This window comes from Paenibacillus sp. VCA1, from assembly GCF_031583795.1.
In the GTDB taxonomy this organism is placed as follows: Bacteria; Bacillota; Bacilli; order Paenibacillales; family Paenibacillaceae; genus Paenibacillus_AQ; species Paenibacillus_AQ albilobatus.
In genome coordinates this window covers 45,550-57,189 of the sequence record NZ_JAVLSX010000005.1, presented here as the reverse complement: position 1 = coordinate 57,189, position 11,640 = coordinate 45,550, and the positions used below count along the sequence as shown (strand labels likewise).

The following is an 11,640-nucleotide window of genomic DNA, read 5'->3' as shown; positions in this document are numbered from 1 at the left end:
TGCTTATATAATTCAAACCATATAGAGCATGATCATATATTCATCGCACAGCATGGCGAATACATAAAAAGGTGGATTGTCGATGGAATTAAACGTGGATACTAACAGCCTTGCCTTATTTGCGGCCCTGGCATCCGACACGAGGATCAAAATGATAGAAATGCTGCGCCGGGAACCGCTCAACATCAAGGAAATGGCCCAAAGGCTCGGCATCTCTTCGGCGATCGTTACCAAACACGTCCAGCAGCTGAAGGAAGCCGGCATTATCGATACGGAGATGTCGTCGGGAAAGCGGGGCATGCAGAAAAAATGCATCCTGCTGCTCGACCGGGTCACGCTCGTCTTCAAGCCGCCGGGCAGCGTGGACGAATTCATCCATCCGGACCAGAACGGTTACTCGGTATCGATTCCGGTCGGGCATTATACGTCCTACAGGGTCAAACCGACGTGCGGGCTGGCATCGGAAACGAAGCTGATCGGCATGCGGGACGACCCCCGCTATTTTGCCGAACCGGAGCATGTCAAAGCGCAGCATCTCTGGTTTGCCGGCGGTTACGTCGAATACCAAATCCCGAATTACATGGTGGAAAGCAAGCTGTTGACCGACATTCGGATATCGCTCGAAATCTGTTCCGAGGCTCCGGGCTACGACGAAAATTGGCCTTCGGATATCGTCTTTTCGATTAACGGAGTCGATGTTTGCAAATGGACGTCCCCGGGAGATTTCGGCAGCGTCCGCGGGAAGCTCACCCCCCTTTGGTGGGAACTCGGCAGCACCCAGCATGGGCTGCTCAAAACGCTGTGGATCAATACCGAAGGCACCTTCATGGACGGCGTCCGGCTGTCCAGGATCGGCATCCAGGATATCCCCATCCCCCCCGCCAAAGAGATCCGGTTCCGGATCAGTTCGCCCGAGGATACGAGATACCCCGGAGGCGTCAGCCTTTTCGGCAGACATTTCGGCAACTATGAACAGGACATCGAAGTGCAAATCCGATACTAACCCCCTTTTCCTCCCCCCGTCCCTGCCTCCTTGTCCGGGCTGTTATGAACTCTTTCGATTACGTGCATACTAGAAGCTACGCATGGATTCGGGCTGAATCCTCTAGTATACGAAACCATCGAAGGAGGTAGGGGCATGAACACTTCCAAAACGAGCGAGAACCAGCCAACCCTTCCGGTTCCCCTCCACATCGACCGCGGCTGGCTGGAGCAGCTGAACAACCGCCTTGAAAAAGGGGGTCCCTGGGGGGACTGGCGGCTGGCCCAGCTGGCGATCCGCGGAGAGGAAGCGCGGCTGGTCACCAGCTTTGACGAACTGCAATGCTTAAAGCATTTGCAAGGCCTTTCCCCGCTCCCCCATCAGCTCGACACCACCCGCAAGGTGCTGTTCGAAATGTCCGGCAGGGCCATATTGGCCGATGAAGTCGGTCTGGGCAAAACGATCGAAGCCGGTATGATTTTGAAGGAATACATGATCCGCGGCCTCGTCTCGAAAGTGCTGATCCTCGTGCCCGCTTCCCTTGTGTTGCAGTGGGTGCGCGAACTGAACGGGAAATTCGGCATTCCCGCCGTCGCCCAAAAAAAAGCCTATACGTGGCATTCCGACATCGTCGTCGCTTCGATCGATACGGCCAAACGCGATCCGCATAAGGATTTTTTGCTGGAGCAGGAATACGACATGCTGATCATCGACGAAGCCCATAAGCTGAAAAACAAAAAAACGACGAACTACCAATTCATTCAAAAGCTGCGCAAAAAATACTGCCTGCTGCTCACCGCCACGCCGGTGCAAAACGACATGACGGAACTGTTTAACCTGATCACGCTGCTGAAGCCCGGACAGCTTGGACGCCAGGGCGATTTTGCGACCAATTTCGTCGTCGGCAAACGGCAGCCGAAAAACCAGGAGCAGCTCAAAGACGAACTCGCCAAAGTCATGATCCGTAACCGCCGGGGCGAAGGACCCGTCCAATTCACGAAACGGCATGTCACCAACGTCAGCCTGCAGCTGTCTCCCGAGGAGCAGGCATTGTATGACGGGGTGACGGCTTTTGTCAGGGACGAATACCGGGCTTCCGGAGGGAATTTGAGCAGCATGCTGTCGCTTGTCACTTTGCAGCGGGAGGTTTGCAGCAGCCGCGACGCCGTTTTTCTGACGCTGGTGAACCTTTCCAAAAAGATCCCGGACGACTCCCCCCTCACGTCCAAAGTGTGGGAGCTCGTAAATGCCATTCGCGCGATCAAAGCCAATACGAAAGCCGAAAAAACGATCGAGCTGATCCGCCAGATGAACGAAAAGGTCATCGTATTTACCGAATACCGGGCTACCCAGGAATATTTGCTCCAATATTTCCAAAAGCACGGTTTGAGCTGCGTGCCCTACCGGGGCGGCATGAACCGCGGCAAAAAAGACTGGATGATGGACCTGTTCCGTGGACGCGCCCAGGTGATGATCGCCACCGAGGCCGGCGGCGAGGGGATTAACCTGCAGTTCTGCCACCATATGATCAACTTCGACCTTCCGTGGAATCCGATGCGGGTCGAGCAGCGGATTGGCCGCGTCCATCGCCTCGGACAGCAAAACGACGTAAAAATCTATAACTTGTCCACCTCGGGAACGATCGAGGAGCATATTTTGCATCTGCTTCACGAAAAAATCAACATGTTCGAAATGGTCATCGGCGGCTTGGACGCCATCCTTGAACGGTTCGAAAAACAGGAGTCGCTGGAAAAAAGATTGTACAAAATGTTTCTGGAATCCGATTCGAACGAGGAAATCCGGCAAAAAGTGAATTCCCTGGGCCAAACCTTCGACCAAATCAAGCACCAAGTCGTTTACGAATCGGACACGATGAGGGAGGAGGAAGCCTGACATGAGCATGTCTCCGCAGCAGGTGCAGGAACATATCATGACTTATCTCGAATGCACGGAATGCCAAATCATCGAAAAATCGCCTTACCATGTGACGGTCAAGCTGTCCCCGCAAGCGGACAGGCAGCTGACAGGCAGGCCGTATTATTGGGGATTCGTCGACCGGACCGGCGCCGAGCCGGAGACGTTATCCTTTACGTTCGTGTTTGACCCGGAAAAATACGACGACAGCGAGCGGGAAAAAAACGCCGCCAAGCAGCAGGACCCTCTCCTGTCGCGATATTACGGCGCGGCCCCCCTCCTGCCCCAGCTCGGACCGGGACGGATCCAGCGCGAGGACGTAACCTACGGCAGCGCAAGGCTTCAGCAAATATGGAATGCCGCCCGACAGGAAGGCTCCTGCCTGTATCTGTTTGAGCAGCCGCCTGCCCTTCAGCGCGAAACGCTGTTCTCCGCCCCCTACGAGCCGTGGCTGGGCGTCTGCTTCAAGGCGGAAATGGCGTGCGACATGAAGAAGGAAGAACTTCATTTCATCGGCATATCGCTTGTCACCGGGCGGATCGCCTCCCCTTTTCCGGAACGGCTTACAGGCCTCGCCTTGAGTCCGCGCCTGCCGGAAAACATTCACATTCAGCCGGCGGCGGTTTCGCTTGAAGATGCGGCCGGCCTGCTTGAATCGTATATGACGCGGAAGCTGGCGGAGATGGACTTCGCTTGGGCGAAGCAGGCCCGGGAACGGTTGAAGGAGGAGCTGGCGGTGATCGATGTCTATTACGAAGATCTGCTGAAGGAGCCCGATGAGGGGAAGCTGGCCGCGATCCGCGAGCAATTCGCCAACAGACGCAGCGAAACGACATGGCAATACGAGCCCAAAGTGCATCTGTCCGCCATAACCTGCGGCCTGTTTCATCTCCGGTCAAAAGGGTAGATTTATTTAGACCTTCCTCGCTAAAAGAAGGCAAAAATAGAACCGGAGTCGCCTCCGGCCGCGTGACAGCTTGCAACAGCCTTTTTACGGCTTGTCCCATACAATAAGAAAAAACGCGGAAATCAGGAAAGGGTGATATCGATGAACCCTGCGAACATTCTCTCTTTTACGAAAAAAACGGCAGCCGTCGTCCTGCTGGCCGTGTCCCTCGCCCCGGCGGGCGATGAAGCCGTGCTGGCGGCGGGAAACGGCGGTACCGCTACACCAAACGTGACGATAAATTCGGCCCTGCTCGCCAGGTCCGTCGTTTTCGGCCAGCAAAAAGCCGTTCCGGCATCGCTCCGGAGCTTTACGGAACAGGTCGTCGACGAGCTGTCGAATCAGGATTCGTTTCAAGACTGGAAGCGCGCCGGTATTTCTTACGATCCGCTTGGACCGGGGACGCATGGCTGGCTGGCTACCGTCAGCCGAAACGGCAAAGCGGTCGGTTATTTGATTTTGACTTCTACGGATGACGGCCAATATATGCTAAGCGAATACGGGCGCGGCGAATCGATGCCGTACAACTCGCAAGCGCTGTATCAACGGTTGCAGCAGCTCGGCCTTCTGCAGGCCGGATCGAAGCTTTCCGGCGGGACAAGCATCGAAGCCCGCTACTCCGCCCTGCTTCCGGTTTGGAAAATTACGCCGCCCGGCAAAAAAGCCATTTATCTTCACGGCATGACGGGCGAAGAGCTTCCGATGCAGCCCTCCGGCATGGAGAAAGCTCCCCTTGACGGCCTCTCCTCGAGCGGCCGGCTGAAGCTTGTAGGGGCCACGCAGCCAAAGCGGACCGGGACAAGCGATCCGTATGAAAATCTGCTTTGGCTTCAATCTCCGAAGCTTTCCTTTCGGGGCGATCAGGATCTGATCCAGGCGGTCAAAGCCGGTTCAAGCGGCCTCGTGTTTACGTCGCCCGGTCATAACGCCGATTACGGCGCTCCGTTTGTCGTGACCGGGCTCCATGCATGGAAGGCGGACGGGACGGAAAAAGAAGTGCTGTTCGCTGCCTCCGGTCCGGACGGAAGCCGTTATTTGCCCGCTGCCGAGCTGCTGGCCCATGGCGAATTCCGTTCCCTGAACGCATCCCGTCTGTGAATGCTTCGCATTTGATGCCTTTCAAAAATAGTTCCAAAAAATAAAGACGCCATAGGCGGAATTTCGCTGAGGCGTCTTTCGTTTTGCTTTTTTATTGCTTTTGCTTTTTGCGTTCGGACGGCCGCTTCATCAGCATAATGCCGAGCGGAATCATCCCGAACCATTTTTCCGACCAAGGCTCTTTCGGCTTGGTTTTGCGCCGCCGTTCCTCTTTAGGAGTTTCCATAAACGTCACGACGCGTTCCGTAATGTACTTGACAAGCTCTTCTCCGCTAGCCACTTGCGCGCATCCCCTTTCGCAGATGTGATAGGAATAGCTTTCGCAAATCGGCATGTTTTTAAACGGCGTTTTGCCGGTTGGGACATGGCAGTTTGAGCCAAACCAAGAAATCATCGTCCTGCAAATGCATTTTTTTCCGTTAATTGCGCATTCTAAGGCTGACAGCATAGTTGATTGGGGCATGATGCTGCTACCAGTTTAGGTCGAAAGGATGGCCAGATCGTATGAACAAGCTTTTGAAGCCGGTCTTTTTTGCACTCATGGCGTTCGCTCTCGCTTACCCCTCTTCCGCCCAGGCCAAATCGCAAAAGCGTCCGGAGGAAGTCAAAGAGCATCCGGCATTTACCCGCGACGTCATTATCATCGATGCGGGTCATGGCGGGATCGACGGAGGAACGTCGTTTCAAAACATTTTGGAAAAAGACATCAACCTAGCCATCGCCCAAAAGGTATTCATGCTGCTCCGCAGCAAGGGGTATCACGCTGTCCTTAATCGGACGGGCGATTATGCGTTAAGCGACGAAAACCACTGGCTCGGCACGAAATCCAGGCATCTGCGGGATTTGGCGCAGCGAAAAGAACTGAGCCAGCAAATCCCGACGCTGGTCGTCGTCAGCCTGCACGTCAACTGGGGACGCAACACTGCAAAACGCGGGGGTCTGGTTCTCTTTCAAAACGAAGGCCGCAGCGTTATGCTCGCTTCGGCCATTCAGGACCAGCTGGATCAACTCTACGGATTTAAAGGAAATATCCAGCATGGCCGCCCCTTTTATTTGCTGAATCAAATTGCCGATCCGGCCGTCATCGTTGAAACCGGCTTTCTGAGCAATGCCGGGGACCGCGCCATGCTGACAGACCGTAGAGGCCAATTAAAAATCGCCAAGGCGATCGCAAACGGGATCAATTATTATTTGACGGTAATATAGGTGCCGGATGCCAACCCCAAATATCCCGGACCAGGTCGCTGATGCCTACGAAGGTGACGCGACCCTGCATTTCCGCCGCACTGCTTTTTATCGCCGCGGCCGTTTTTTGGCCTTGCGTTCCGACATGTCCGATCGTGACGCAATTGCCGTACTCCCGGGCGCGCGCCTCGACGGCTTTCATTTGTCCGGTGATATGGCTGATCGTATGCCGGTCATCGAGAAAAATATGGTTGGCGACGGGAGGCATGCCCATATTGACGGCGAGCTTGCCTACGATGGAGTGATAATTCGTTTTGCTGTCGACAAAAAACAGTCCCCGCTCCTGGCATACCTTCAACACGATGGACATGATCCTTTCGTCTCCCGTTATTTTCGACCCCATATGGTTGTTCATGCCGATCGCATGAGGAACGTCGTCAATCGCCTCCTCCACTTTTTGCCGCACCTCCTCGTCGGTCATATCGGACGTGATCGCCCCCGGCCCAAGCCATTTCGGGTTTCCATGTTTCGGCTCCATCGGCATATGGACGAGGACGTCAAAACCTTTTTTATGCGCCTGCTCCGCATCGCTTTTCGTCGTCGGAAGAAACGGCATGATCGCTACGGTCAGCTTGATCGGCATGGACAGCATCTCTTCCGTTCCGCCCTGGCCGTTCCCGAAATCGTCGATGATGACGGCAACCTTCTTTTCCTTGTTTACAGACTGTCGCGCTGCCTTCCGCCCCTCCTTGTTCTCCGGGGGGATTCCTGAATCCGGACCCTGCAGGCCGGCCGAACCGTGCGCCGATGCGTCGAACGCGGGAGCCGCGGCAAGAAGCAAAACCAGCCCGGCGGCCATTACGCGTTTGCGCCAATTTGATGTTTTCAAGAGCGTTCTTCCTCCTTCTCATTGCAGCATGGGTTCTTACCTCATTGTTTGAGAAAGCAGGAGGAAATATGTATTCGCCGCGAAAAACGTATACCGGCGTCGGACTTGCCCTGATCCTGGCAGACTTTACGATCAAAGCCGGGAATTTTTTTGTTTTACAAATCGAACATCTTCAATTTTATATCCTGCTGTCCGCAGGCTTATGTACGGGTTCTTGCCATTCCAACGGCAAATTTCTTGAACCCAAGCTCCTCATAGTAAGATTCCAAACTTTCGACGCACATCAGTTGAGGTACAATACGATGTTGTTCGCAATGGTCGATGATTCGGCTCAGCAATTTTTTTCCTACCCCTTTCGATTGATATTCGGGCAGCACGCCTAATCCGCACACGATTCCGGTAATGACGCCGTCTGAAATGACACGCCCCATTCCAATCAATTTATGATGATCAAACGCATACACCGCGTACCAGCTCTGATTGCACATTCTCATCAAATCATCGACTGATAAATTCAAGGAATTCCATCCTAAAGCTCCGTATAAAGCCTCCAATTGCTCGAAATTTTCGGGCGGTTCTACCCTGAATTGGATATGGTTATTCATAGGAAAAGCTCCTTTCCTAACTCGGTACGTGCCGGTTTTTCCCTGGCAAAGTCAATTGGAATAAAGAGAGCAGGTTTCAAGTTATATTTTCAAACATATTGCTTGTAGATGATTTTACTTTTGAATAACCTCTTCTTCAAGCCGTATTACCCACGAAATTTATGCCGAATGGGAATAAATGGAGACGAGTCGGCATGTTTATAAAATAACAGGGTATACACAATGGCCGTATCGTTTCCGCTTCATCGTTACGTCCCGGCCAGGTGAACCACTTCATATCAAGAGAGGGGTACGCTATGCGAACGAAACGCAAATCTATGCTGGCCCTGCTGCTCATCATCGCCGTAAGCGTTTTTATGAGCGCTTGCGGAAGCAGCGGCCAAGAGACCAAATCTTCCTCGCCTCCGAAAACAACCGATGAAAAGCCCGCCGATCCCGCGCCCGGGAACAAGACCGAAACGCCGAAGGAGCAGGTTTTCCGCTTTAATTTGCATTCGAATCCTCCAACGCTTGATCCCGGTCAGGCGCAAGACAACGTGTCGTTCGCCGTTCTTAATGGATTGTACGAGGGGCTGACACGAAGCAACGAAAACGGCGAGGTCCTCCCGGGTACCGCCGAGAAATGGGATGTTTCGCCGGATGGAACCAAATATACCTTCCATTTGCGAGCGGATGCAAAATGGTCGAACGGAGATCCGGTGACTGCGGCTGACTACGAGTTTGCGTGGAAACGGGTACTCGATCCGAAGACCGAACCGGCGCCGCCATATGCCTATCAGCTGTACTACATCAAAGGTGCGGAAGCCTATAACACCGGAAAAAACGCCGATCCGAATTCGGTTTCCGTCAAAGCCGTCGATCCCAATACGCTTGAGGTCGAATTGGAGCACTCTACGCCGTATTTTCTAAGCCTTCTTTCGTTCCAGACTTATTTCCCGGTGCATGCCTCGGCGAAAACCAATCCGAAGTGGGCCTCCGACGCAAGCACCATCATCTCGAACGGCCCGTTTAAAATCAGCGAATGGAAGCAGCAAAGCTCGCTTGTGCTGGTGAAGAATGATAATTACTATGCTAAGGACGACATCAAATTCACCAAAGTGCAGATGACCATGGTAGACGATTCCGGCTCGGAGCTGAACATGTACGAAACCGACCAGCTCGATTTCGCCGGCATGCCGACCGGACGCATTCCGAACGAGCAAATTCCGGTCTTGAAGCAGACGAAACCGAACGAGCTGGAAATTAAGGGCATCGCCTCCACCTACTTCTATTTGTTCAACAATAAACAGAAACCTTTTAATAACGTGAATATCCGCAAAGCGCTGGCGATGGCGATCGACCGCCAGCAGATCGTCGACAAGGTGACGCTCGGGGGACAACTTCCTGCATTTGGCATCGTTCCTCCGGGAATCGCGGGTGAAAACGGCGAATTCCGTACCGAGCACAAGGACGATTATTTCAAGGAGAACGTTGAGGAAGCGAAAGCGCTGCTGCAAAAGGGGCTTAGCGAGCTGGGGCTGTCCGCTATGCCTGAATTCACGCTCACCTACAATACCGATGAAAGCCACAAAAAGGTAGCCGAAGCCGTCGCCGACATGTGGAGCAAAAATCTTGGCATCAAGGTAAAAATCGAAAACCAGGAATGGGGCGTCTTCCTGAAGAACCGCACCGCGCTCAATTATCAGATGGCCCGGGCCGGATGGACGACCGACTACAACGATCCGATGTCCTTCATCGATCTGTACATGACCGGAAGCGGCAACAACGACATCGGATACAGCAATCCGGAGTACGACAAGCTCGTTCGCGAGGCGAAGGAGTCGCTGGATAACAAGGAACGGATGGAATTGATGCTGAAGGCCGAACGTATGCTGATCGAGCAGGATCAGGCCATTCTTCCGCTGTACTACTATACCAACGTTGCGCTCAAAAAACCGAATCTCAAAAACGTGTTTATCGACTATCAAGGAAACATCATCTACAACCGGGGTTACTTCGAATAACGGGCGGTTATCGCGCTGCCCGGTATGAAGTTCGTGTGGGCTTGCGCTTGTTCATCGCAGGCGGGCCCCGCGTCTTCATACCCGTGAGGAAGGAATGAACCTGACTAGAAGGAGGATACTCCATGATACGGTACTCCTTGACCAAGCTGCTCTATCTCGTACTTTCGCTGTGGGTACTGGCTTCCGTCACGTTTTTGCTCATGAAGGCCATTCCGGGAGATCCGTTCATGTCGGAAAAGGCGGTTCCCCCGGAAATCCGCGCCCGCTTAATGGCTCAATACGGATTGGACAAACCGCTGTACGAGCAATATTTCGTCTATATTTCCAACCTGGCGAAAGGCGATTTGGGAATTTCGATGAAGATGCTGGACCGGGAAGTCGGCCAGACCATTCGCGATGCCTTTCCCTTCTCCCTGAAGCTCGGCGTCGTCTCGATTATCGTCTCGGTAATTGTCGGCATCGGCCTGGGCATGATCGCCGCGCTGCGGCATCGAAAGCTGCTCGACTCCGCCTCGATGGTTATCGCCGTTTTGGGCGTATCGGTTCCCAGTTTCGTGCTGGCTTCTTTTTTCCAATATATTTTTGGCGTCAAGCTGAAATGGCTGCACGTCGTCGGTTTGAACGGCCCGTTGGATTACATCATGCCCACCTTGGCGCTCTCCGCCCTGCCGATCGCCTTTATCGCACGCCTGACGCGATCGAGCATGCTTGAAGTGTTGACGGCCGATTATATTAAAACCGCCAAGGCCAAAGGCTTGTCCCGCGGCGCCATCATCCGCCGGCATGTGCTGCGCAACGGCATCCTGCCCGTCGTTACCTATCTCGGGCCGCTCACGGCCAATGTCGTGACCGGCTCCTTCATTATCGAGCAAATTTTCGGGATCGGGGGGCTCGGCAAAATATTCGTCACGAGCATCAGCAACCGCGATTACTCACTCATTATGGGCATCACCCTATTCTATGGGCTGATTCTGATGTGCGCCCGTTTCATTACGGACATCGCTTACGGACTCATCGATCCCCGCATCACGCTCGTTTCAAGAAAGGAGAAGGCCGCATGACCATGTCCCGTTCCTCCCCAGCCGAAAAACGCGCTTTGGTCCCGGAAGACTTCCGGAAGGCGGACGTCAGCGAACATGCGGCGGAAGCGATCGAACAGAAAAGCGTCTCCGCATGGCGCGAAGCCTGGCAACGCCTGCTCGGCAACCGGGTTGCCATGACGGGGCTCGTCTTCCTGCTGCTGATCATCATTATGGCTATCATCGGCCCGATGCTGACGTCCTACGACTACCACTCCAACAATCTGGATAAGACGAACCAACCGCCTTCCGCCGAGCATTGGTTCGGTACGGACGATCTCGGCCGCGACATGTTCGCCCGCACATGGATGGGCGCCCGCATCTCGCTGACCGTCGGCTTCTCCGCCGCGGCCATCAACCTCGTGATCGGTGTGATTTACGGCGGAATCATGGGTTATGTCGGCGGACGCCTTGACGAGGCGATGAACAAAATCTCCGAAATCATCTATTCCATTCCCGACCTGTTGGTGGCGATTCTGCTCGTCGTCGTTTTCGAACCGAGCCTGGGCACGATTATTTTGGCGTTGTGCGTGACCGGCTGGATCAATATGTCCTGGATCGTTCGCGGGCAGATGATGCAGCTCAAAAATCAGGAATATGCCCTCGCCTCCCGATCCCTCGGTTCTTCGGGCATCCGCATTCTGTTCCGGCATCTCCTTCCGAATGCGATGGGACCGATTATCGTCACCTTAACCTTGGCGGTACCGACGGCTATTTTCAGCGAAGCGGTGCTGAGCTTCCTGGGGCTTGGGGTGCAATCGCCGGCGGCATCCTGGGGGACGATGATCAACGACGCACTGAAGACGATGATTATTTATCCTTGGCGTATGGCCTTCCCTGCGCTGTTCATCAGCCTGATGATGCTGTGCTTCAATCTGTTCGGAGACGGACTGCGCGACGCGCTTGATCCGAAGATGAAAAAATAAGGACAAGGAGGGT

General features: G+C 54.0%; 11 protein-coding genes. 8 read left to right on the top strand and 3 right to left on the bottom strand.

Annotated elements, in window-relative coordinates; translation table 11 throughout:
* The first annotated feature begins 82 nt into the window (after positions 1-82).
* From RJP21_RS12115 to RJP21_RS12100, 4 genes are all read left to right on the top strand, one after another.
* Positions 83-1,003 (top strand): ArsR/SmtB family transcription factor, encoded by a 921-nt coding sequence (locus RJP21_RS12115; protein ID WP_160040082.1) that lies wholly within the window; start codon positions 83-85, stop codon positions 1,001-1,003.
* 135 nt (positions 1,004-1,138) lie between these two features.
* Positions 1,139-2,875 (top strand): DEAD/DEAH box helicase, encoded by a 1,737-nt coding sequence (locus RJP21_RS12110; protein ID WP_310859513.1) that lies wholly within the window; start codon positions 1,139-1,141, stop codon positions 2,873-2,875.
* A gap of 1 nt (position 2,876) precedes the next feature.
* Positions 2,877-3,803 (top strand): YqhG family protein, encoded by a 927-nt coding sequence (locus tag RJP21_RS12105; protein ID WP_310859512.1) that lies wholly within the window; start codon positions 2,877-2,879, stop codon positions 3,801-3,803.
* 141 nt (positions 3,804-3,944) lie between these two features.
* On the top strand, positions 3,945-4,940 hold the full coding sequence (locus tag RJP21_RS12100) for a hypothetical protein (RefSeq protein ID WP_310859511.1): 996 nt from the start codon (positions 3,945-3,947) through the stop codon (positions 4,938-4,940).
* Between the two features lie 91 nt (positions 4,941-5,031).
* On the opposite strand, the gene RJP21_RS12095 is transcribed toward RJP21_RS12100, so the two are convergent.
* Positions 5,032-5,220, bottom strand: a complete 189-nt coding sequence (locus RJP21_RS12095) for a YqzE family protein (RefSeq protein ID WP_160040090.1) — start codon at positions 5,218-5,220, stop codon at positions 5,032-5,034.
* Positions 5,221-5,444: 224 nt separating this feature from the next.
* Here RJP21_RS12095 and RJP21_RS12090 point away from each other — a divergent pair, with 224 nt between their 5' ends.
* On the top strand, positions 5,445-6,146 hold the full coding sequence (locus RJP21_RS12090) for an N-acetylmuramoyl-L-alanine amidase (RefSeq protein WP_310859510.1): 702 nt from the start codon (positions 5,445-5,447) through the stop codon (positions 6,144-6,146).
* On the opposite strand, the gene RJP21_RS12085 is transcribed toward RJP21_RS12090, so the two are convergent.
* Both RJP21_RS12085 and RJP21_RS12080 read right to left on the bottom strand, forming a co-directional pair.
* Positions 6,121-7,014 carry a divergent polysaccharide deacetylase family protein gene (locus RJP21_RS12085; protein WP_310859509.1) on the bottom strand — a complete coding sequence of 298 codons (894 nt, stop codon included), beginning with the start codon at positions 7,012-7,014 and terminating at the stop codon, positions 6,121-6,123. The two genes, RJP21_RS12090 and RJP21_RS12085, sit on opposite strands and share 26 nt — an antisense overlap.
* Positions 7,015-7,214: 200 nt before the next feature.
* Entirely contained in the window at positions 7,215-7,619 is a 405-nt protein-coding gene (locus tag RJP21_RS12080; RefSeq protein WP_310859508.1) for a GNAT family N-acetyltransferase, read from the bottom strand.
* Between the two features lie 296 nt (positions 7,620-7,915).
* On the opposite strand from RJP21_RS12080, the gene RJP21_RS12075 reads away from it, so the two are divergent.
* The 3 genes from RJP21_RS12075 (at position 7,916) to RJP21_RS12065 (ending at position 11,627) form a co-directional block, all read left to right on the top strand.
* The gene (locus RJP21_RS12075) at positions 7,916-9,622 is read left to right on the top strand and encodes a peptide ABC transporter substrate-binding protein (protein ID WP_310859507.1); all 1,707 of its coding nucleotides are present in this window, start codon (positions 7,916-7,918) and stop codon (positions 9,620-9,622) included.
* A 122-nt stretch (positions 9,623-9,744) separates the two neighbouring features.
* Positions 9,745-10,683, top strand: coding sequence for an ABC transporter permease (locus RJP21_RS12070; protein ID WP_310859506.1), 939 nt, complete (start codon positions 9,745-9,747; stop codon positions 10,681-10,683).
* Positions 10,680-11,627, top strand: coding sequence for an ABC transporter permease (locus RJP21_RS12065; RefSeq protein WP_310859505.1), 948 nt, complete (start codon positions 10,680-10,682; stop codon positions 11,625-11,627). Before RJP21_RS12070 ends, RJP21_RS12065 begins: the two co-directional genes overlap by 4 nt.
* The last annotated feature ends 13 nt before the right edge of the window (positions 11,628-11,640 follow it).

What these genes read in the sequence shown, in the direction of transcription:
- RJP21_RS12110 (WP_310859513.1), top strand. Translation starts at nt 1,139, where the DNA reads ATGAACACTTCCAAAACGAGCGAGAACCAGCCAACCCTTCCGGTTCCC.
- RJP21_RS12075 (WP_310859507.1), top strand. Translation starts at nt 7,916, where the DNA reads ATGCGAACGAAACGCAAATCTATGCTGGCCCTGCTGCTCATCATCGCC.
- RJP21_RS12090 (WP_310859510.1), top strand. Translation starts at nt 5,445, where the DNA reads ATGAACAAGCTTTTGAAGCCGGTCTTTTTTGCACTCATGGCGTTCGCT.
- RJP21_RS12080 (WP_310859508.1), bottom strand. Translation starts at nt 7,619, where the DNA reads ATGAATAACCATATCCAATTCAGGGTAGAACCGCCCGAAAATTTCGAG.
- RJP21_RS12065 (WP_310859505.1), top strand. Translation starts at nt 10,680, where the DNA reads ATGACCATGTCCCGTTCCTCCCCAGCCGAAAAACGCGCTTTGGTCCCG.
- RJP21_RS12070 (WP_310859506.1), top strand. Translation starts at nt 9,745, where the DNA reads ATGATACGGTACTCCTTGACCAAGCTGCTCTATCTCGTACTTTCGCTG.
- RJP21_RS12115 (WP_160040082.1), top strand. Translation starts at nt 83, where the DNA reads ATGGAATTAAACGTGGATACTAACAGCCTTGCCTTATTTGCGGCCCTG.
- RJP21_RS12105 (WP_310859512.1), top strand. Translation starts at nt 2,877, where the DNA reads ATGAGCATGTCTCCGCAGCAGGTGCAGGAACATATCATGACTTATCTC.
- RJP21_RS12100 (WP_310859511.1), top strand. Translation starts at nt 3,945, where the DNA reads ATGAACCCTGCGAACATTCTCTCTTTTACGAAAAAAACGGCAGCCGTC.